The following is a 21,634-nucleotide window of genomic DNA, read 5'->3' on the forward strand; positions in this document are numbered from 1 at the left end:
CAGCGCACTTACATAGCTGCAAGTTTCTTAAGCGAGACTTCAGCGGCCACCAGATCCTGTGCGCCGAGCCCTATAAATTTGGTAATGGTAATATCCTGCGGAGAAACCCGTCCAGGCTTTTGGCCAGCCAGCACCTCGCCAACTTCGCCACATACCTCAGTCAGCGCGTACTCTCCGGTTTGCAGGGCAGCATATATATCACCGGCTGCAGCTGTAGTTTCGCGCGCGTCGACAAACACTCGCGCGCGCTTTAAGGCCGTCACGTCAAGTTCACACTTGGTTGCATCGTCTGCGCCAAGGGCAGTAATATGCTGTCCTGCATGCAGCCACTCACCACGAACCAGAGGAGTGCGAGCTGAGGTCGCGGTGATAAGCACGTCTGCCATGCGCACAGTACTTTCAAGATCATGGGCAATCACGATTTCTACCCGAGGTAGAACCGGTTGTAAGTCTGCTTTGAGCCTGGCCGCACTCTCGGGGCTCCTCGCCCAGATGATCAGAGTCTCGTAGGGCCGTTCATGATACAACGCCTGCGCCTGCCAGAAAGCCTGAACGCCAGTTCCCAGCACGCCAGCAGTCTTAACAACTGCTGGCGCAAAAGCGCGGGCTGCAAGCGCTCCGGCTGCAGCAGTGCGGATATCAGAGAGATAATGTTCTTCGTTGAGAAGGGCTAACGTATGACCGGTCTGGCTATCAAATACGCCAATAAAGCCGCCCTGTGCTCTTCCCAGATCACGGTTGATCGCGAACCAGGGAGAAACCTTGACAATAAAGATTGCATGGCCCTTGAGCGTCCCGGTTTTGACATAGACGTCGCCCTCGGCAGAGCTCGCAGCGGGAAACATGACGATCAACCCGTTGTTAGCAAGTCCAGCGCTGGATTCCTGAAAAGCGCGTGAGACTGGTTCGATCAGATCAGTAAAGTGCACGCTAGCGCGCAGCTCAGCAGCAGAAATAATACGTAAATCGTTCATTGTGCTCTCACAATCATATTTAGTTTCACAAGAATACCTGGCCATGGGCTGATAGTTCCTTCGCAAGAAATATTCATGGCAAAACCTCTATCCTGCCACGCCCGACCAGTACAACATCTCCACCCACCTTGACCGTCTGAACGGCTGCGGGCGTGCCTTCGGGCTGTACATACAAAAGGCTGGGTCGTCCAACAAAACGCCCTTGCTGCAAGATAAAGCGCTCACCGCCAGAGGCCAGTCTATGGCGAAGGCGATAGGCCCCGATGGTACCGGCCGCGCTACCTGTCGCAATATCCTCGATGAGCCCATCATTGTTCCAATGCCGTATTTCGAGCTCAGTCTCGTCGAACAACACAGCAAACTGAGCGTTCACTGCTTGCAAAAGTTCGGATATGTCGTTGCAAATGCTGGCGCGGGCCAGCACTCCTGCTCTGAGCGGAAGAATCAGGTAAGGCAATCCTGTACTGACTACTTCAAGCGGGAGTTCGGGATGAAGATCGTCTGAGACAAGGCCAAAGGCCTGTGCAAATCGTTCCCGTTCGCTCACCACACCCAGAAACTCAGGCCTTCCCTGGTCGAGCAGACCAGCATATCCATATTCGGTCTGTTCAGTAGTAATGCTCACGACCTTTGTGGGCAATTCGATCTGCCAGGTCTGCGGGCTCGTCAGTCCCGAGGTATAGTGCAGAACTGCAGCGGCTCCTAGAACGGGATGGCCCGCAAAGGGCAGTTCCTCAAACATATCGAAGACGTGGGCCCGCACTCTGTTTAGCTGCCCGGTCGGCTCAAGAAAAATTGCCTCAAAGTGGCGCAACTCCTGCGTGAGACGAAGCATCTGTGGGGCGCTCAAGCCAGAAGCTTCAAGGAACACAGGCAGGCTATTGCCGCTGTACGGACTACGACTGAACACATCCATATGAAAATACTCAAGACTCATGGGATTTCCTTCAATAGGTATGCTTGCAGTTGCTGGAAGAAGCTTTGGAGCGCTTGCTCGTCACGCCGATAAAAGGTCCAACCCTTCTTGCGTGTAGCGTTCAACAGTCCGGCCTCAGTCAAAAGCGTGAGATGACGCGAGGCGGTAGCCGCAGAGATACCTAGCTTTTCTCGAATGAAATCTGCGCATACCCCATCCTGAATGAGATCGCCATCTACCTGCGGCGGAAAGTGCGCTACAGGATCTTTGAGCCACTCAAGGATGGCGAGTCGTGTTTCACTGGCTAACGCCTTAAGCGTACGTAGATTTACTTTTCTAACCATTTCGTTATTTAGCATATTAGCTAAATAACATATTATCGGCCTGCCTGTCAAGGGATTACGGCCAACGCTCATAATTTGATATGGGCACAAAGCTTGCCATTCCTCAAACGATGCCCTTTTTCTAATCAGGCTTAAGTACAGGCTTAACAGATCAGCACTAGCTTCTACATAATTTCGGGCTCTCTCATCTGCAGCATGAACTTTCTACACTGCTTAAACCTTCTTTCATTTCTATAATGCACAAAACTTGCCTATAGTATAAAAAATATATATACTACTTCAATGAACTTCCTACTTGCAAAACAGAAAGCATAGAGGGGCTATGAAGACAAACGAAGCTACCTTAGCAGCCAGCTTGACAAGTTCTCTTGCGTGGAAAGATTTCAGCAATGCTAGCTTTAAAGCCAATCCGTTTCCGTTATATGCTCGCTTACGCGCCGAAGCTCCCGTACTTCCGATCATGTTCCCGCGCATTGGGCGTACCTGGCTGGTAACCCGTTACGATGATGTATGCTACGTCCTGAAAGATGAGGAGCGCTTTGCAAGGATCGCCACAATGCGCTGACGCCTGAACAGCTGAAAAAGATACCCTGGATGCCACCTATGCTCAGACGGCTTAACCACAATATGCTCGCGCTGGATGGTCCCGACCATGGCCGCCTGCGCACGCTCGTGCACAAAGCCTTTACGCCGAGCATGATTGAACGAATGCGCGATCAAGTACAGCTCCTAACCAACGAGTTGCTAGACAAAGTAGAGCCACACGCCAGCATGGACCTGATCGCCGACTTCGCCTTGCCTCTGCCGCTTACGATGATTATACGTATCCTGGGCATCCCGGCCCAAGACGCGCCAATGTTTCGGCGCTGGGCAAGACGCTTTCTGGCAGGTGGTGCCAGTATTGATAGAATCCTGCTTATCCCCACCATGTTGAGCTTTGCAGGCTACTTGAAGAAGCTTATCAAGACTCGACTAGCTCGGCCTGGAGATGATCTTATCACAGCTTTAGCCCAAGCTCGCGAGGACCGCGATCAGCTCAGCGAAGATGAAATCCTGGCAATGATCCTTCTGTTGCTTATCGCGGGCCATGAAACAACTGTGAATCTGATTGGGAGCGGTATCCTGGCTCTGCTGGAGCATCCCGATCAGTTGGCCAGGTTGCGAAGCGAGCCTGAATTGATTAAGCCTGCGATTGAGGAGCTTTTGCGCTTCGTGTGTCCTCTGGTTATGGCAACAGAACGCTACGCACGCGAGGATATAACGCTTGAAGGCGTAACCATTCCACGCGGCGAGCTAGTTGTCGCTGTGATCGGCTCGGCTAACCGCGATCCCAGGTACTTTGAGGAGCCCGATATGCTCGACATCACTCGGGAGAAAAATAAGCATCTAGCCTTCGGGCAGGGCGTACACTATTGCCTTGGTGCCCCGCTGAGCCGCATGGAAGGGCAAATTGCCATCAAGACGCTTGTTCAGCGCATGCCAGATTTGCGCCTGGCTATTCCAGCACAGCAACTGCATTGGCGCGGCAACCTCGTCATGCGTGGCCTGGAAGCCTTGCCAGTATTGTTCTAGACTTTCAATACTAGCTGAGAGCGCCCATCAGCCATCTTTTCTCAGCTCTACCCAGTGATTGAGCGCACTGCCAAAACGATTTCCGGGTGTTTTCTCTCTGTCGGAGAGTGCTATCATTGCCCCCGTAAACCTATCTTCACGTTGTTTGAGATCCAGCTGAAGATAGTGTGGATAACGACGAGCATCTTGTGTCCCAATATCACCCATCATCGCGCCTGTAAAGTACTGCTCCTTGAATTGCACCTTGTTGACCAGCGTCTTCAACTGCGTACCAAGTTGGGCCTGAACATCGCCTGTTTCTTTGAACCAGAGCGTAAACGGAATATCACCTTCATAGGTATGCACATGGCCATACCAGCGCCCTAAGAGGCGTACATCGGGTCTGAATTCCTCCGTTTGCTCGTCTGATTGCTCAAGCTTCTTTCGCTCCTTCACTCTAGCGCTTTCTTCTGCATAGGTAGGTAGCAGAACAGAGAGGATATCTGTGACAATCTGTTCTTCAAGGTCTCTGTTTCCATTAGTATTAGTTAATATCGCTACGGCTATCCGAGCCGCAGGAACCATCTTCAGCAGTGTATTGACTCCATCCATGTTACCGCCATGACCAAGCGCGCAATGATCCTCGATCTCATTGTATATATTCCACCCAATCCCATATCCATGAAGAGCGCTGCGCTGTGCTGTGGGAATCTGCATCTCATCCAGCGTCTCTTCTGACAAGATTGCTTTCTGATCGGGAAGTGGTTGCTTTAAGTGCAACATACAAAAGCGCATCAGATCATGAGCGCTACAATAGACTGCTGATGCGCCAGGATGATCATTATCGTAGAAGGGATACAGTACGCCACCAGGGCCATAGCGTTGGGCCTGGAAAGGTTCCAATCCAGGCCCAACCTGCACAGAAGCACGCAACATGCCGAGTGGAAGAAAGACTTCCTCACGGAGGAAGTTGGCATAGCTTTTTCCGGAAAGCCGCGCAATAACTTCACTTAGCAGGCCATAACCAAGGTTGGAGTACAGAAAGCGCTCACCAGGAGCGGTTACCAGATTACCATAACGCCGAATCGTCTCACTCATGGAAGGTGGCAAATACGGTTCATCCTGATAGAAAAACTGGTAATGAACCGGCAAGCCTGCAGTATGATTCGCGACCCGGCGAACTGTAGCCTCCTCAACATTACCCACCCGGGCATAGAGTTTGCTGTCTCCCAGATAGTCGTTGATAGGATGATCAAGATCGAGTAGACCGCGTTCCTTAAGAATCATCAATGCAGTCGCCGTGATCGGCTTCGAGATGGAGGCCAACGAATAGAGCGTATGCGGCGTTGCAACGATTCTACGTTCCCGATCAGCCCAGCCAAACCCCTCTTCCCAAAGTAGAGTATTCCCTTGCGCGACGGCAATAGCTAGAGAAGGGATTCCACGCTCAACCATTCCCCGCCTAATACGCTCTCGCGCCTGGTGAAAGACTTCAGGTCTTAGCGGTTTTTCTGTCATAAACTTTCTCCTCAAGCACGATTAGCAAGATTTACTCGCATCAACTGATAAGTCAGGTTATTGTACGAACTCTCTTACGGCCTTTATTTGCCATTCTAGCATATATTAGTTGAAGCAGAGATAAGGCATTGCTACAATGTACCCTCGACTTGTGGATGGAGGCCTGGCTGATAAGACGCCGCTGATAGCAAAACTGGCAAGAAAATCCTCTTCAGATGAGCCTTCAGGCTTATGCACGGGCGGGCCTCATGTGGAGAGGATTTGTTTTGCTCATCGATCTACATAAGGATAAAAGATGGTACTGCCTGGTTTTTCCGCAAAGGCTGCGTGATTTGACATACCAGGTCTACGGTAAACTGCTGCCCGGAAAGCCGCGACAAGGGTGCAGTTCGTAGACAAATAAACCCTCCTGTACTCCCGGGTCCTCTTCCATGATCTTTGCCACCTCCTCAGCAGAAGCGTTAAAGATGCCTAGACCCGCAACATCGCTGTCATCGGTGCATGGGCAGACAATAGGTAACAAGCCCTGGCTACGCAGCAAAAAATTTCTGCGCCCATGCTCCCAGATAGTGGCCCTGTCTTCTTGCCCACCTCTTCCCGGCACAAATTTCAAAATAACGATACAATACTCCCTGGTTTGCGCTAGCATCTCATGCATATATTCGTCGGTAATTGCCGCCATGGTCTATCCCCTTCTGTTCTACAAAATAGATTGTCCCATATCCTTTGGCCAGATAAGCATGCTTAAGGATAACCGCCCAATTATACTGCAATAACAAGAATAGACTCTTCTCTATTCTTGCTTTTTTTACGCTACATGACCTCCGGCCAGCATTGCCAACAAGGGCAATATAGAAGATGACATCAGGGTGCAAGACTGGAAGCTTCTCTGAGCTTGTTTTTCTCCTTGCTCGGTTTTATACTGATTCCTGTGAATATTGCGCAGATTACGCTTTCTCATCGCCAGGGGATACCTCTCTATCGGCAGCTGGTTTTCGCGCTTGCCCATGCAATCGAGCAAGGCGAAATACAGCCAGGAGAGCAACTTCCCTCTGAGCGTGCGCTGGGCCAACATCTTGGGATAAGCCGCACAACAGTGGTCACAGCGTATCAGGAATTGGAGGCCCAGGGCCTTGTGCGCAGACAAGTAGGACGCGGTACGATTGTCTGTGCAGTGGCCAAAGATCCTCATGCCTCGTTTGCCTGGCAAGGGAAAGTAGCACGTGGAGCATTACGAGCAAGCGATCCAACGCTTCGACTGCTCGGCGAAATCAGCGTAGACCCAACTATCATTTCTTTCGCGGCTGGCATTGCTGCCCTTGATCTGTTCCCTAGCCAGCTTTTTCAGGAAATAACGGCGCGTATCTGGCGCGAGCAGGCACAGCGCGTTGTCGAATTAGGTCCAACTGATGGGCTCCTGGAATTTCGCCAGGCCGTGGCCACAATGATGGGAGTGCGCCCGTCCCAGATTTTAGCGCTCTCCGGCTCACAACAAGGCATCGATCTGATCGCACGCTGCCTGCTTGATCCAGGCGATAGTGTGCTTCTAGATGCCCCTGGCTATCTTGGCGCTATTCAAATCTTTCAGGCCGCCGGTGCGCACCTGATCGGCTGGGATAGTATCCATGCTGACCTGAACGAGCTAGAGGATCTCATTGTGCGCTATCGCCCAAAGCTGCTCTATACTACGCCTACTTTTCAGAATCCTACTGGACACACGCTTTCTCGCCAAACGCGTCTGCGCCTCTTGGAACTTGCGGCGCGCTATCATCTTCCCATCATTGAAGATGATCCCTACCGTGATCTTGCCTTCAACTTCAAACCGCCTCCCACCCTTTTGTCGCTGGATACGCAGCACCTCGTCATTTACCTGGGAACGTTCTCTAAGACGCTGGCCAGTGGGTTACGCCTGGGCTGGCTAGCGGCTCCTGAATCCATCGTCAACCACCTGGCCTTACTCAAAGGGCGGAGCGATCTGTTTACTACAAGCCTTCAGCAACTTGTAGTTACTGAGCTACTCAGGTCTGGAATATATACACAGCACATCAAGAACATGCAGCGCGCATATGCGCAAAGACAGGCAGCGATGCTTGGAGAGCTGAGGCGCTCCTCGCCGCCCGATCTCATCAGTAGCTTTGCGGTGCAAGGAGGACTTTACCTCTGGTGTCAGCTTGGCTATGGTATCGACGCACGGCTAGCCCTCCAGAAAGCGCTTCAAGCTGGTGTTGCCTTTCTTCCCGGTGAAGTATTTTATCCAGATGGCCGAGGGCAAGATGAGTTGCGCCTGTGCTTTTCGGCGATTCCACCGTCAAAGATCGTTGAGGGAGTTCGCCGCCTCACACAGGCATTGAACGAGCTGCGAAGTGCACCAAAACAAGAAGAGCACTTGAGGCGCTAAAAGGCCAGAGCAGGCCTTAAGACCTGGCACGAGGGGTTGAGATGACCCCCTCGTGCCAAAACTTTCATCCAGCTGCTCTCCCGCTAGTTACATGCGCAAGCGCCTCATTTCTGCACTCAGCCTGCTCAGATCAAGCGAAGATTCTTGCCAACGCGTTCACAGGCCTGAAGGGCTCTAGCAAGATCTTCCTGGCTATGCGCCGCCGAGATAATCATGCGAATGCGCGCCGCACCTTGCGCAACGACGGGATAGCTAAAGGCCTGGGCAAATATTCCTTCGCTGCGCAACTGCTCTACAAAGGCCGTAGCCGTAACAGCCTCGCCAACAAGCAGGGGAATTATTGGAGTCGCACTTGCGCCTGTCTGGAAGCCGAGCTCCTTGAGGCGCTGGCGGAAATAAACTGTATTCTCCCATAACCTTTTGAGTCGTTGCGGCTCTTCTTCTAGCAGATCAAGGGCAGCCAACAAGCCCGCAGCAACCATAGGAGGCAGATGGCCAGTGCTGAAGGTAAAGGGACGGCTACGCTGAAAGACATAGCTGGTGATCGTGGCATCTGAGGCAAGAAAGCCTCCCACGCCACCAAAGGCTTTTGACAGCGTGCCAACTTCGATAGCTACCCGTCCATGAAGCTGAAAATGCTCGACGATACCCCTTCCCTGGCTTCCAAGCACGCCATCTCCATGCGCATCATCCACATAGACGATAGCCCCATACGCTTCTGCCAGGTTAACGATCTCTGGCAAGGGGGCTATATCTCCATCCATACTAAACACGCCATCGGTAACTACACAAATGGTTCTGGCGTTCTGGCTATCGCGCAAATGCTTTTCCAGGGTCGTAAGATCATTGTGAGGATAGACACGGCGTTGGGCCGCCGAGAAGCGGCAACCATCGATAATGCTAGCATGGTTGGCCGCATCGCTAATGAGCACATCTTCGGCACCAAAGAGCGTTGAAAGCGTGCCAAGATTCGTATCGTAGCCCGTCTGAAACGTAAGTACTGCCTCGCACTGCTTAAGGGTCGCAAGGCGCCGTTCGAGCGTGGCCTGGATTTCCATAGTAGCGACCAGGCGTCCATTGCCACTGCCAAAGCCATATTGCTTGAGGGCCATGGCTGCCGCCTGAATGACACGGGGGTCCTGAGCGAAGCCAAGATAGTTATTGGAGGCCAGATTAATATACGGGCGACCCTGTATGACAATCCGTGGTCCCTGCATACCACTGAACAGGGCCGAACTATAAAACCGTCCTTCTTGTTGAAATGCGTCAAGCTCCTGTTGCAAGCGTTGCTTTAACTGCCCAAAGCCCATCTCCGCTTTCCCTTTCTCTGAACCTTCAATCCTTGTTCAGAAGTTGTACTGCCGTCATAGCATAAATGAGCGCACACTCAGCAATATTCTTGACAGGGATATATTCGTGCGGTCCATGTGAAACGCTTAAGAGCCCGGGACCATAGGCAAATGCCGGAATACCCAGTTGCGCGTACCAACGTGTTTCCAGGAGCCCTGGACACAGCTCGAAGGATGGAACTTTTCCCGTTACTGTAGCGATTGTGCTGGCTAGCATTTGGGCGAGAGGGTATGTTTCGCTCACTCCAGAGGAGGGGGCTTCTTGAAAGATCTCAATATCTAGCTCGATGCCCTGCCCTTTGAGGCGCTCAAAGAGGGCTAGCAAGTGCTGTTTCTCTTCCGCAAGATCCTCCTCTGGATTGATCCGGCGATCTACAGTGAAAGTACATACGGCTGGCACCACGTTAAAGTTCGACCCGCCGAAAGACTGCCCTCCGAGCAAAAGAATTGAGGAGCGTGCGGCTTCTGGCTCGATATGGAACAGCGTCTGACTGCGGCTGATCTCCCGTTTATATTCATTGAGCGCATTGGCAACGATGAGCATGTGCTCGAAGGCATTGACGCCTTGATAGTGAAGCCCGACGTGCGCCGGCTTGCCTTTGACCCTAACGCGCAAAGAGATCGCTCCGCGATTGGCGTTCCACACGTTGCCATCGGTTGGTTCTGCTGTAAGCATGCCAATCCCATTGGAACCCAGCAATCCGCGCTCGGCAAGATATTGTGCGCCTCGTTGCCCTCCTGTTTCCTCATCGGGTACAATTGCAAGCCCAATTTTGCCACGTAACGGGATGTTACACTCCTTAATGGCCTGGACCGCGGCCAGCATCGCAACGAGCCCGCCCTTCATATCCGATGAGCCTCGGCCAAATAACTTGCCATCTGCGAGATAAGGCTGAAACTGTCTGGGGACACTGGCAGGAACTACATCGTAGTGTCCATGAAAGTACAAAGTTTTCTCTCCTTGTCCATACGAGCTGAGCAAACAATATCCGGGCTCCGCAGGAGATTGAGAGGAGGTCGAAGCCTCTAGCAATGTGTACTCTAAGCCAAGATCAGCAAGCCTGGCAGCTAGAAGATCGACACAGGCGCGATAGGCTACGCCCGGAGGATTTTCGCTCGGGATCTCGATCAAGGCTTTAGTAAAATCAATCCAGCTCTCCTGGTGTTCAGCGATGATTGCACGTAGCGCTTGTTGCATGAGGCCTCCTGGCTCGTGATCTTAGAGTTAACTACTAATTACTCTTAAGTATAGAGCTCATTGCCTTAATGAGAAGGGCCAATAGCTGAATGGACTGCTCGCTCTGAGCGTGCTAACTGTAGGCACGAGAGTGTTGCTGGTATGCGGGAAATCAGCTTGTTTGCAGTTCTGCTTTCTGCTATACTACTCTTTGTAGAGAAACATGAGCATTCTAAACAGGCTAAGTGCCTGGGACGCCTCTGCTTAACATTCATCTACGCTCAAACCATATACATTAAATAAGCTTATTTATCTTCAGTTCCCTGAAGCATTGTTTTGTCCCGCAGGCGACTAGTTGTAAACTTACCTCGATGGAAATAACAACCTCTTTCAGGTCGACTCAACGAGCACAGAATCGAAATAGATACGGTGCAAAAAATCAGCAAGCCTCAGACAAGTGAATATATGGGAAGAGCAAACATGCAAACTTTTAACCTATCTCCCACGCCTTTTCTTGGTCGAGCGCAGGAAATTGCCGAGATTGGCACATTGCTCTCCAATCCATCCTGTCGCTTACTGACGCTTGTTGGACCAGGTGGCATCGGCAAAACGCGGCTGGCCATGGAAGCTGCTAGCCATCACTATACTTTATTTCCCGATGGCATCTTTTGTGTACAGCTCGCTGAGCTCTGTCGCACCAACGACATCTTGCCAGCTATTGCCGCAGCTATGGGGTTTTGCCTACAGCAAGCGCTGCTCACTCCCCAAGAGCAATTGCTTACTTACCTGCGTGAAAAGCAGGCCCAAAGGGTATTGCTGTTGCTCGATAATATAGAGCATCTGCTAGACGGCGCTGATCTGTTGGCGGAAATCCTTGCCGCTACCCGAGAACTAAAAATCCTTGTCACCTCCCGAGAAGCGCTGAATCTTCAGGAAGAATGGATCAGGCCAATCACGGGCCTTGCGTATCCTGAGCGCGAAGAAGAGAGCCAGTCGCCTGAAGACTACAGTGCAGTGCAACTATTTCTGGATCGTGCACGCCGAGTACGTGGGGATTTCAAGCTGAGCGAAGATAAAATGGGCGTGGTAGAGATTTGTCGCCTGGTAGAGGGAATGCCGCTGGCGATTGAACTGGCAGTTGGCTGGCTTAAAACGCTGCGCCCCTCCGACATTGCCAGGGAAATCAATGGCAATCTAGATTTGCTGGAAACTCGTTCGCGCAATCTGCCAGAGCGGCATCGCAGCATGTGCTTTGTCTTCGATCACTCCTGGCAATTAATGCAAGCAAAGGACCGCGAGGTTTTTCAGAAGATCTCCATTTTCCGGGGAGGATTTACACGCGAGGCAGCGGAGGCCGTGGCCGGGACCTCCCTCACGATACTTGCCAGGCTCATCGACCAATCCTTGATACGTCGCGAAGCTTCCGGCCGCTACGTAATCCACGAACTGCTACGACAATATGGCGCGCAACGATTGGCAGCCGCCGGCCAGATAGAGGCAGTCCAGCAAGCTTACATTGACTACTATCTCGGCCTGCTGCAGCGGCTTGAACGCGACATCAAAGCCCACAGACAAATCGCGGCGCTAGATACTATCGCTGCTAACTTTGAGAACATGCGACACGCCTGGTACCTGGCCGTCCAGCAAGGGCAGGCAACGGCGCTCTCAGGAGCCGTCGAAAGCTTGCACTGGTTCGCCGATATGCGCGGCCACTATCACGAAATCGTCGGGCTATTGCAAGATGCGCTTGACCAGCTCTCATCATCCCCACTTCAAGAAGAGCGGTTCGCCCGCGCCCGCATTGAGGCACGGCTGATACGCTTAATTTTACTGGGCAGCCTGCACATAGAAGAGAATTTCCGTACGAGAATTGATGCCTGCCTGGCCTTAGCACGTGATCAGCAGGACCAGGCAGAGTTCGGCTTCTGTCTGATCGCCTCGGGCATTCTCGCTGTCTGGGAAGCAGAGGAAAAACGTCAATCTCTTCCCGGCAGGGCCGCAAGCCTCTTTGAGGAAAGCAGGGAAGTGTTCGCCCAACTTGGCGATCCCTTTTACCAGGCAGAGGCGTTATCCTGGTTGGCCTGGGAGGTGCCGCTGATCGAGGAGACGCAGCAGCCTTCAGGCCAGGCGCATCTTCAAGAAAGTCTTAATCTGCGGCGCGCGATCGAGGATCGCAACGGTATCGCCTGGGGTACCCTCAACCTGACATGCGTTGCGCTCGCTCAACTGAATTATTCCGCTTATGAACGCTACGCGCGGGAAGCGCTCACGGCAATGCACGAGATAAGAAGCGCAAAAGGAGAAGTGCAAGCGCTGTTCAGCCTGATTCAGGCAACTTTTTTGAAGGGCGAGATGAAAGAAGCCTTTACCCTGACCCGGCGCATGCACAGGGTGGCTACCAACTCTAACTATCCCGATGGAATCAGATTATCCAGCGACTTCCTGGAGTTTTTGCACAGCCTGCTGGATTCATCTTATACGACTGGCCAGGAGCCTCTTCTGAGTAGTCAGGCAACGAAACTTTCTGAATTCTTTAGCGGCCAGTACAATCTAGGGAAACGCTGGGGAGAGGCAATAATAAACTGTGAGTTGGGAGAATATGCCGCCGTGCGCAAAGGCTACCCATCCTTATTTCGGGATAAGTACGACGACCCGGGCTCGGCCACGATCTGCCTGGCCCTCGAAGCAATCATCCTAACCCATGAGGAAAAGTTGGAAGCAGCTAGCAAACTGCTGGGGCTAGCATTTGCCCAACCCCTTCAAGTCAGCGGCTGGCTACGCCATTGGTCAAAGCTCACATGCCTGCGCATTGACTTGAGGCACAAATCTGGCGAGGAGGCATACAAGCTTGCCTGGAAACTCGGAGCCTCCCTGGATCTGGAAACAACGCTTCGCTCGCTTCTGGGTGAAGGGGACAGAAATGCAGACAAAAACGCTAACTCGGCATTGTACGAACCGCTGAGCGAACGAGAATTGGAAGTCCTCAACTTGATTGCGCGGGGTCACTCCAACCGCGAAATCGCCCAACGCCTGGTCCTGAGCGTTGGCACAGTCAAGGTCCACACGCGCAATATCTATAGCAAACTGGGAGTAAACAGCCGCACCCAGGCTCTCGCCCAGGCAAGCAGCTTCAAGCTATTGTAATCAGCTCTGCCTTCTTCTCCGCCACAGAATACCCCCATCTGCACCTGTAGATTACCACTTTTGGTAGATCACACTACCACCGCTTGTCATTTATGCTTATGACATCATCAATGAGCCAGGAGGCAAGTTCAAAGAGCAAAGCCCCTGGACAAGCCGGGGTGGATCACTTACCCTAAAGAAGGATTGCATTATGTGGCCAGGTTCTTACACAAGTTTAAAAATCGTTCATGACCAGAAGATCAAGGAGGCATTGGAGTATGCCAGTGCTTTTACAGAGTCAGAAAAGCAAAAACCTTCACTGTTTCAGATCATTGGTGCAATTCTAGCCCGCTTCAGCATTCGCGGCGCGCAAAAACCCGGAGTAAATGCTGAGCCAAAAGAGGGAAAAGATTCCTGCGATGCTGTGGGCATGTCTTCTTCACGCTCTTGCTGAGGCAGCTCTGTTTTTTCTGCTTGCGAACCGTCATTATCTAAAGGCAGGGATTTATTCATAAAGAGGAGGACATCTATGGGTAAAATGCATAGTGACGAGGTAGACATCGATAGCTCGCTTGTGGGCCGCTTGCTTGCGGCCCAGTTTCCGCAATGGGCCCACCTTCCTATCAAGCCGGTTCTTTCGGCGGGAACCGACAATGCGATCTATCGACTCGGCGCGGATATGGCGGTGCGGCTACCTCGCATCGAAGGGGCCATCGATCAAATCAACAAAGAGCTTCTATGGCTGCCAAGACTCGCTCCTCACCTGCCGCTGGCTGTCCCTGTTCCGCTGGCCGTGGGAGCGCCTGGTGAGAGCTATCCCTGGAACTGGTCCATCTACAAGTGGCTTGAGGGCGAGAGCGCGGATAACCAGCGCACGTTTGATAAAGATCAGGCAGCCCGTGATATGGCGCAGTTCATTGTTGCCTTGCATCAGCTTGACCCTGCAGGTTGGCCTCTTCCCAAACCGCCAAAATCCTCGCGCGGCGGGCCACTCTCCTCACGAGATGCTTCCACCCGTGCCGCAATTGCCGAGCTTTCCACCATGCTCGATAGCAGTGCGCTGACCGAAGAGTGGGAGGCTGCACTCGATGTTCCGGTATGGCAAGGGTCCCCAGTCTGGACCCACGGAGACCTATTACCGGGAAACTTGCTGCTCCACGAAGGCCGCATCAGCGCCATCATCGACTTCGGGGTTTTAGGCGTGGGCGATCCTGCATGTGATCTGATCGTTGCCTGGAGCCTCCTTTCAGCTCACTCTCGCCAGATCTTTCGCGCTGCCTTGCCAGTTGACGATGCAACCTGGGCCCGAGGGAGAGGTTGGGCACTATCCATTGGGCTGATTGCCTTGCCCTACTACCAGAACACAAACCCGGTCTTCGCGGCCACGGCTCGCTACATGATCGGCGAAGTCCTCGCCGATCGGCTTTAGGCAGAAGTTATGCGAGCGACACAAATCAGGGGCGGAGCTAAGAGTGCTTGAGCTAATCCAAGCGCTCCCATCGCCCAAATACTTTCTCTGCAAAGGAGCATTAGCTGTGCAATTTGCCGTTGATCTTCCTCATTTTGGCCCATTCAGTAACCCTCGCCTGGTCGCTGAACTGGCGCATGAAGCCGAGGAAGCTGGATGGAATGGTTTCTTTATCTGGGATCACCTCAACTATAATCAGGAGGGATTAGCCAGTCCAGTTGAGATTGCAGACCCCTGGCTACTCCTGGCAGCAATTGCCTTACACACCAAATCTATCAAGCTTGGCCCTATGGTCACGCCGCTGCCACGCCGACGCCCCTGGAAGCTGGCCCGCGAAACCGTTACGCTCGATCACCTTTCAGGGGGACGCCTGATTCTTGGGCTTGGCCTGGGTACAAACTTTTATGGAGAATATCACGATTTCGGCGAATCCACCGATATCAGGACGCATGGGGAAAGGCTGGATGAAGGCCTTGCCATCCTAACACGTTTATGGAGCGGCGAGCAATTTAGCTACGAGGGGCAGCATTATCAGATCTCGCAGGTGCAATTTCTGCCTAAACCGCTTCAGCCGCATATCCCTATCTGGCTCGCAGGCAATTGGCCTCACAAAAAGCCGTTTCGCCGCGCAGCTCAGTACAACGGGATCTTCCCGCAGCGGATAGATCGTGCTCTCACGCCCGAAGACATGCGCGAACTCGTTGGCTATATTCAGCAGCAGCGGACGCAGACGGCTCCCTTTGACGTGGTGGCCTTTGGATTGACCAGCGGAACCGATAAAGGCCGCGCAGCTGCGCACGTGGCATCATTCGCCCAGGCCGGGGCCACGTGGTGGCTGGAGAGCTTTGATCCCTTGCAGACGCTTGAACAGGTTCGCCAGCGCATCCAGCAGGGACCGCCGGAAGTTCGCTAATAAGCCTGTAAAGTTAGCCTGCCTCCATTTCTCCAACGGAGGTAGGCCACGCGAAAAAATCCATTTGAGCTAATGCTGAATCTCCTACCTCTAGCCTATTACGAGCCTGTCACGTTCGGCTTACCAATAATAATGATCCCTTTCATTCTGGTTCAAGTAAGCATCGTTAGGCCGAACCATATCAATATTTATCAAGATTGCCTCGGTTATTTCCGCATGCCTATCCGAAGTATGTAACTTCATACATTTGCATATATCGCTTGTGTTGAAGATTCAGTTATGCTAATGTATCTTTTACTCAAGAAAAGGAGATTATTTTATGCAGCGCTTGTTAGCATTTATACTCTTCAGCATAGGTATGCTCATCTCGCTCTTACTACCAATCGTTGTCTGGCAATCCTTGCACACTACGGTACCGGGCATTGATCAAAGTAAATCCCAGATTGTGCAAAGTGAGCCTCGTTACATACCAACTCCACCGGGCTATTGTCAAGCGTGCCAGACAGCGCAGCAACCAGCACCGTGGATTAAGATTCCCTAATGGCCCGCGCCAGCCGAACGAACAAGCGGCGCCGCAAGGAAAGAGGTACTACTTCAGCCAGGGCTTCAAATTAAGTTTTACAATTCCGAATCTGGTTCATGTGGAGAGTAAGGGAGAGGCCTGCCAGGCAGAGCCGATAGGTCATGATGTAAGATATATTGGCTTTTGTTTTTTAGTTTGAGGAAAGGAGCTTCACTTGTCCCTCTACCTCCCTCCAGATCCAGTTATCGATCTGCAAATACATACCACCTACAGCGATGGGCGCTGGTCGGCCGAGCAGCTCTTCGACTATCTGGCCCAGGAAGGCTTCGGGCTGGTTGCTGTTACAGATCACGATCGCGTTGATACGGTTGCGCATGTACAAGAGCTGGGAAGGCAAAAACAGCTTCACGTTCTGGCAGCTGTAGAAATTAGTGCCGCATTTCATGGAAAGATGGCAGATCTGCTCTGCTTCGGTTTCGATCCACAAGATCAAACCTTGATAGCGATCGCCACAGATGTTCGGCAACGGCAGAAGCACAATGCCGAACAGGTTTACGCTGAACTGCTGCGCCGAGGATATCAATTTCCGCAACGTCAGACCCAGCTTGCCACAAGCGGGGGCGAGCTCCGCGTGGCTGGCGATTGTGGCACGTTATTGCTCAAAGAGGGCTATGTCAAGGATGCAGCCAGCGCGCTTGCCTTAGTCATCGATGCTGGATATCGCGAAATGAAGGCTGATTTGGCGCGGACGGTCGAGGCAGTCCATCAGAGTGGAGGAGTCGCCCTGATCGCTCATCCAGGACGGGGACTTCAGGAGCCACAAGAATTTACCTACTACACGCCGGAGCTCCTTGACCAGGTACGCGCCGAGATTCCACTTGATGGCATCGAAGTCTACTATCCCACGCATACGCCAGAGCTCATCGAGACCTATCTGGCCTATGCTCAGCAGCACAACTTACTTGTAAGTGCCGGCTCAGACTCACATGGCCCTCCTGGCCGCATGCCAATCAAGTATCCCGCAAAGCTGTGCCAGCGCCTCCTTGGGCGTCTCAACATCGAGTTGCAGTGAGCCCAAAAGCACAGGTTAGCTAACGGCATCGAAAGAAGCGAAAATAGGTCCTCAGTAATCCTTGAGGATATACTTTCCTGCTGGCGCAAAGTCAGTGGGAAGAAGGGAAAGTAGATAGTCATGGTGCGAAAGGCCTGATCGCGCTGGCGGGAATACGCTCTTACGCTTATTCCTCAGCTTTATAAAAGCAGCGTCTCAGCAGGTCCAGGTACCTCTCCCATTCTCGCAACAGCTCGACGTCGAAATCTGCGTAAGAATTTATTTTATTGCTTTGTTGTTCGGCAAAACTTAGCGCAGTCCAGTTAATGATATCGATTGCTTTTTGCACATCAATATCACTGCGGAATTTTGTTTCATCTATATTTCTGCAAATTTTTTCAGTTCCCCTATCAACAAGATATTCCTTCTTTCTTTTCTCAAGCTCAGATTTTACTTCGGGAGCATTTTCCTTGGCAATGGCTTTAAGAAAATCAAATATCTGGGGAAATTTGCGATACATTTTAAATTTAACTAAGGCTATTTCCCTGTATATCTCAAAAATATCTGTTTCGTCACAATCTACTTCACTATATATTTTATCAATGAATTCTGATACATAATCAAGCAAAAATAGATACAGTTCTTTTTTGTTGTTAAAATAGCTAAACAATGAACCTTTGGCTATATTCGCTTCCTTGATGATTTCATTTGTAGAAGCTCTGTCATATCCACTTCGCGCAAACTCTTTAATAGCAGCATTAATAATGCGTTCTTTCTTCTCCTGCTCTAAGCTAGCGAATTTCGGATACATGATAATTACCTCATTTCAAGGTCGCTGTGACCACTTCGGTCATTCCCTATTCTATAAGAAGTGACGAAAGTGGTCAAGTGCATTGGAGCAAACGTATGTCTAGTTATAAAAGCTCTGTTTCCCTCCCCTGGGGAAGCTATATACAGAGCAGAGCCGGAGGATTTACTTTTAATCCTTCTTCAGGTACGCAGCCTTAAGAGCCCATCTGGCCGCCAAACTTAGAAAATCCCATCTATGCGATCCGCGTGCCATCAAACGGGAATGAGCCCGCACCATGGAGCTTAGCGGTACCTACGAGATAATCGCCGTCAATCGTTCCATCCCAGGTGATGGTTATTGGATACGGCTTCGTCATAACTGTCGTAAAGATCACCTGCTGCCCCTGGATCTTCCCCTCCGAGACTGGCACGGTAATCTCAACAGCCTCATTGGTGAGTGAGCCCGATAGCTCCCCTTCGCTCAGCGCAAGCACAAGCCTGAGTTCCTGCGTTGCAGCCGGGTGGTAAAATTTCAGCTGCCAGGTCCCATCTGGTTTCGCCTCTGCGTGCGCCCCGGCCGCAAAACTGCTGCTTGGTCGTTGGGGAATTTTAGGCGCTTCGTAAGCCATGCCCTCTCCAAGTCGAGGGCGCCCAGGCTCGACCGGTACTCCTAGCGAATTCAGTAATCCAGCATTCATCCGATAGAAGCCAATTAGCATTAGCAACTCGATGATCTCACTCTCGTCATATGTAGCTGCCAGCGCCTTCCATGTCTTCTCAGAGGCACAGTTATCTGCACAGAGATCATCGACTAAGCTCAATGCAGCCGCATCGGCCTCGGACCAGGAGCTCGCGCCAGCGGCAAGAGACGTAATCTCAGCCGAGGTTACCCCGGCACTGAGTGCTCCGGGCACATGGTTAGCCCATTCATACTCGCATGATGAGCGAAGTGCAATTCGCAAGATGAGCAGTTCACGCGTCCTCATGGGCACCTTACCCCCGTTCATGAGATGTGATCCGAACTCCAGCCAGGCCTTCAGCAAACCTCCATTGTGCGCAAGCATCCGCAAGACATTTGAAGCTCCAATACCGGTCATCGCACGCTGTTCTTCTGAGAGTGCAGATACGTCAAGCAATGGAATGCGGGGCTGCGCGGGCCTCCCAATCGCCTCTCGCCCAGATCCTGCATTCACCGGCTTCTCGTCGTTTGCCTGGTTCTTCATTTCATCCTCCATAAGTTTACTTTCCTTCATTATCATGACCACTCTGGTCATTTTTATTTTATCCTGAATGACCACTCTGGTCAATACTATATGCGAAAAGATTGTCCAATCGTAAGAATATGTGAGATATGAGGCAGCTACAGGTGGCAGCATAGACGAATGGTCCCTGCACTGTAGATAGTAGAGCGAGGAAACAGCAATTATGCAAGCCGCTATGTGTAGCCGGCAGCCACACTGCTAGGCTTCACCTGGCAACAAGCAAATGTTTCGCTATGCTAATGCCTCTCATTACCAACGACCCGATACAGGAAAAAGAGGAGGAGCCCTATCGTCTCTTGTAAGCACGGCTTAAGCATGCAGGTAACATAACATTCTGATCTCAAGCAGCAGAAGCCGGGCGATTTGCGCGCTCACAGAGCATGTTCGATTTTGGAGAGCACCACATCCAGGTCAAAGGGCTTAGCAATAAAATCGTCAGCGCCGGCCTCTCTGGCCAGGTGCTCCGTATCTTTATTGGCCGAAATCAGGATAACAGGAAGATGAGCTGTATTTGGCTGCCGTTTGAACTGCGCACACAGCTCACAGCCATTGCTTCCTGACATCCAGATATCAAGCAGCAACAGATCAGGGAATGTGCGCGCCAAGGCCGGTACACATGTACCATCGGCCGTGCTCTCCACCTCATAACCACACTCCTCCAGAAAGAGTGTAAGCACATCAAGAATGGCTAGATCATCATCGGCAATTAGAATCCGTTTCTTCTTGGGCTCGGGCATAGATCTCTCTCGCGTTCTATTCCTCATCATCACTCAGCATAGGTTTGAACTATACAGTATTCGCACTTCAAACGCTTTTTCTCACGCTACTCATCCCTAGCACAAACGCATAGAAAACTCTCTCTACCTTTCCCTTACCCGTCAGGTGCGCAGTACGAAGATTGCCCCGAAAGGCGCTAATAGGCTGCAATACTGCTTGCAAGCCATGTTTTGGCTAAATCGCTTGCCAATCCCTATAACAGATTGTATCGAATCAGGCTATAAAGAGCAAAGGTCAATTCTTCCCGGTAATGACACTTGTCGAGGAATAGCCGCTTTTCTTGCGTGACAAAAGCTCTGGAGGAAGTTGGATTACATCTAACTTCCTCCAAAGCCTGGCGATGTATTTCGCTCCCAAGCATTCCCAACGCGCCAGGCTTCATTCTGGCTGGTTTATAGTTCCATGACCTACCTCAAAGGGGCTAGAAACCCCTTCATAACCCAGGTGGAGTATCATACCGGCGGCTGCATGATAGAGATTATGGCAGTGATCCATCCAGATTCCCGGGTTATCAGCACGAAAAGCCACTTCATAGCTTTCTCCCGGGGCTACGTTAAGCGTATCAACCCACCATGGGCTTCCCGTGACAGGGCGCCCATTGTAGCTAAGCACCAGCATATGGTGCCCATGCAGATGCATGGGATGATCCATCCAGCTCCGGTTGACAAAGCTCATCTTGACAAGATCCCCTTCATGTACCATCAGCATAGGCGTATTCGGAAACACTTTTCCGTTGATTGGCCATAGGTATCCCATTTGGCCATTATAGAAGCCTACCTTGTCATCAAGAAGCAGCGCAAATTCCTTGTCAAAGTGACTTGATAGACTAAATGGCATCTTCGAGGGACTTCCATACGTGGCTGGATTGAATACGGGACCATTTACCAGCGCCGGCGCGCTCGCCGTTGCATCCTGGCTCAGAAGGAAACTTACTTTCGAGCTTTTTTGAGGCCAATCGAGAGACACCGCAGTACCGGGCATCGTAAATTGAATATCATATCTTCCTCCAGCAGCCAGCAGAAGCCGTTGCCCGGTCAGTTCTGTAGGAGCATTCAGATCAGTTCCATCGATAGCAATTACTTTAAAAGGGGTTCCAGAGAGAGCAAAGGTGATAGGTAGGCTATCTGTGTTGATCAGGCGTAGGCGAACAGGAGTCCCCGGCTGCACGATGAGCCGTTTCATCGTATCAGCTATCCCAAATGCTTCCTGATAGCTTCTCTCGTTGGTTAACCAGCTATGGGCAACAATTGGAATATCCTTTCCAGTAAATGAATCGTTTGGGGGCAGAACAATCAATGGGCCAAAGAGTCCTTTTTCTACTGCTTCTGAAGACACCTGATGTGAATGATACCAATAGGTTCCCGCCTGGTTCTTCACCACGAAGCGATAGGTAAAGCTCTCTCCCGGCTCAACAGCATTTTGCGTGATGCCAGCAACCCCATCTTCCCCATTGGGAACATCCAAGCCATGCCAAGTTTGGGGCAGGAGGTGGGTGGAACCT

General features: G+C 51.6%; 20 protein-coding genes. 9 read left to right on the forward strand and 11 right to left on the reverse strand.

Annotated elements, in window-relative coordinates; genetic code table 11:
- Positions 1 to 8: 8 nt before the first annotated feature.
- Genes EPA93_RS02200 through EPA93_RS02210 form a run of 3 tightly spaced genes read right to left on the reverse strand, consistent with a single transcriptional unit; the run spans position 9 to position 2,234 of the window.
- A complete protein-coding gene (locus EPA93_RS02200; RefSeq protein WP_129885467.1) occupies positions 9 to 1,019 on the reverse strand; it encodes an ornithine cyclodeaminase family protein in 1,011 nt (336 codons plus the stop codon).
- A gap of 28 nt (positions 1,020 to 1,047) precedes the next feature.
- Positions 1,048 to 1,911, reverse strand: a complete 864-nt coding sequence (locus tag EPA93_RS02205) for a PhzF family phenazine biosynthesis protein (protein WP_129885468.1) — start codon at positions 1,909 to 1,911, stop codon at positions 1,048 to 1,050.
- Positions 1,908 to 2,234 (reverse strand): ArsR/SmtB family transcription factor, encoded by a 327-nt coding sequence (locus tag EPA93_RS02210; RefSeq protein ID WP_129885469.1) that lies wholly within the window; start codon positions 2,232 to 2,234, stop codon positions 1,908 to 1,910. Before EPA93_RS02210 ends, EPA93_RS02205 begins: the two co-directional genes overlap by 4 nt.
- Before the next feature lie 322 nt (positions 2,235 to 2,556).
- Between EPA93_RS02210 and EPA93_RS48960 the strand changes: the two genes are divergently transcribed.
- Positions 2,557 to 2,799, forward strand: coding sequence for a hypothetical protein (locus EPA93_RS48960; RefSeq protein ID WP_207229417.1), 243 nt, complete (start codon positions 2,557 to 2,559; stop codon positions 2,797 to 2,799).
- A gap of 29 nt (positions 2,800 to 2,828) precedes the next feature.
- Positions 2,829 to 3,806, forward strand: a complete 978-nt coding sequence (locus EPA93_RS02215) for a cytochrome P450 family protein (RefSeq protein WP_207229418.1) — start codon at positions 2,829 to 2,831, stop codon at positions 3,804 to 3,806.
- A 27-nt stretch (positions 3,807 to 3,833) separates the two neighbouring features.
- On the opposite strand, the gene EPA93_RS02220 is transcribed toward EPA93_RS02215, so the two are convergent.
- Together EPA93_RS02220 and EPA93_RS02225 are read right to left on the reverse strand one after the other, a co-directional pair.
- The gene (locus EPA93_RS02220; RefSeq protein ID WP_129885470.1) at positions 3,834 to 5,303 is read right to left on the reverse strand and encodes a serine hydrolase domain-containing protein; all 1,470 of its coding nucleotides are present in this window, start codon (positions 5,301 to 5,303) and stop codon (positions 3,834 to 3,836) included.
- A gap of 346 nt (positions 5,304 to 5,649) precedes the next feature.
- On the reverse strand, positions 5,650 to 5,985 hold the full coding sequence (locus tag EPA93_RS02225; RefSeq protein WP_129885471.1) for a YciI family protein: 336 nt from the start codon (positions 5,983 to 5,985) through the stop codon (positions 5,650 to 5,652).
- A 249-nt stretch (positions 5,986 to 6,234) separates the two neighbouring features.
- On the opposite strand from EPA93_RS02225, the gene EPA93_RS02230 reads away from it, so the two are divergent.
- Positions 6,235 to 7,701: an aminotransferase-like domain-containing protein gene (locus EPA93_RS02230; RefSeq protein WP_129885472.1), complete on the forward strand. Its 1,467-nt coding sequence runs from the start codon at positions 6,235 to 6,237 to the stop codon at positions 7,699 to 7,701.
- Between the two features lie 125 nt (positions 7,702 to 7,826).
- On the opposite strand, the gene EPA93_RS02235 is transcribed toward EPA93_RS02230, so the two are convergent.
- Together EPA93_RS02235 and EPA93_RS02240 are read right to left on the reverse strand one after the other, a co-directional pair.
- On the reverse strand, positions 7,827 to 9,011 hold the full coding sequence (locus EPA93_RS02235; protein ID WP_129885473.1) for an aminotransferase class I/II-fold pyridoxal phosphate-dependent enzyme: 1,185 nt from the start codon (positions 9,009 to 9,011) through the stop codon (positions 7,827 to 7,829).
- A gap of 25 nt (positions 9,012 to 9,036) precedes the next feature.
- Complete coding sequence (locus EPA93_RS02240) at positions 9,037 to 10,248, reverse strand: M20 family metallopeptidase (protein ID WP_129885474.1); 1,212 nt, start codon at positions 10,246 to 10,248, stop codon at positions 9,037 to 9,039.
- Between the two features lie 459 nt (positions 10,249 to 10,707).
- On the opposite strand from EPA93_RS02240, the gene EPA93_RS50230 reads away from it, so the two are divergent.
- From EPA93_RS50230 to EPA93_RS02270, 6 genes are all read left to right on the forward strand, one after another.
- Positions 10,708 to 13,371, forward strand: coding sequence for a LuxR C-terminal-related transcriptional regulator (locus EPA93_RS50230; protein WP_165422812.1), 2,664 nt, complete (start codon positions 10,708 to 10,710; stop codon positions 13,369 to 13,371).
- A 190-nt stretch (positions 13,372 to 13,561) separates the two neighbouring features.
- Complete coding sequence (locus EPA93_RS02250; protein ID WP_129885476.1) at positions 13,562 to 13,804, forward strand: hypothetical protein; 243 nt, start codon at positions 13,562 to 13,564, stop codon at positions 13,802 to 13,804.
- Between the two features lie 75 nt (positions 13,805 to 13,879).
- Positions 13,880 to 14,779 carry an aminoglycoside phosphotransferase family protein gene (locus EPA93_RS02255; RefSeq protein WP_207229419.1) on the forward strand — a complete coding sequence of 300 codons (900 nt, stop codon included), beginning with the start codon at positions 13,880 to 13,882 and terminating at the stop codon, positions 14,777 to 14,779.
- Positions 14,780 to 14,885: 106 nt separating this feature from the next.
- The gene (locus tag EPA93_RS02260) at positions 14,886 to 15,731 is read left to right on the forward strand and encodes an LLM class flavin-dependent oxidoreductase (RefSeq protein ID WP_129885477.1); all 846 of its coding nucleotides are present in this window, start codon (positions 14,886 to 14,888) and stop codon (positions 15,729 to 15,731) included.
- Positions 15,732 to 16,050: 319 nt separating this feature from the next.
- Positions 16,051 to 16,272 carry a hypothetical protein gene (locus EPA93_RS02265; protein WP_129885478.1) on the forward strand — a complete coding sequence of 74 codons (222 nt, stop codon included), beginning with the start codon at positions 16,051 to 16,053 and terminating at the stop codon, positions 16,270 to 16,272.
- A 196-nt stretch (positions 16,273 to 16,468) separates the two neighbouring features.
- On the forward strand, positions 16,469 to 17,326 hold the full coding sequence (locus EPA93_RS02270; protein WP_129885479.1) for a PHP domain-containing protein: 858 nt from the start codon (positions 16,469 to 16,471) through the stop codon (positions 17,324 to 17,326).
- 166 nt (positions 17,327 to 17,492) lie between these two features.
- Here the strand turns inward: EPA93_RS02270 and EPA93_RS02275 are convergent, their stop codons facing one another.
- The 4 genes from EPA93_RS02275 to EPA93_RS02290 form a co-directional block, all read right to left on the reverse strand.
- Entirely contained in the window at positions 17,493 to 18,116 is a 624-nt protein-coding gene (locus EPA93_RS02275; protein WP_129885480.1) for a TetR/AcrR family transcriptional regulator, read from the reverse strand.
- 232 nt (positions 18,117 to 18,348) lie between these two features.
- On the reverse strand, positions 18,349 to 19,329 hold the full coding sequence (locus tag EPA93_RS02280; protein WP_165422813.1) for a carboxymuconolactone decarboxylase family protein: 981 nt from the start codon (positions 19,327 to 19,329) through the stop codon (positions 18,349 to 18,351).
- A gap of 398 nt (positions 19,330 to 19,727) precedes the next feature.
- Entirely contained in the window at positions 19,728 to 20,093 is a 366-nt protein-coding gene (locus EPA93_RS02285; protein ID WP_129885482.1) for a response regulator, read from the reverse strand.
- A 418-nt stretch (positions 20,094 to 20,511) separates the two neighbouring features.
- Positions 20,512 to 21,597, reverse strand: a complete 1,086-nt coding sequence (locus tag EPA93_RS02290) for a multicopper oxidase family protein (RefSeq protein ID WP_129885483.1) — start codon at positions 21,595 to 21,597, stop codon at positions 20,512 to 20,514.
- Positions 21,598 to 21,634: the final 37 nt, after the last annotated feature.

It is taken from the genome of Ktedonosporobacter rubrisoli (assembly GCF_004208415.1).
In the GTDB taxonomy this organism is placed as follows: domain Bacteria; phylum Chloroflexota; class Ktedonobacteria; order Ktedonobacterales; family Ktedonobacteraceae; genus Ktedonosporobacter; species Ktedonosporobacter rubrisoli.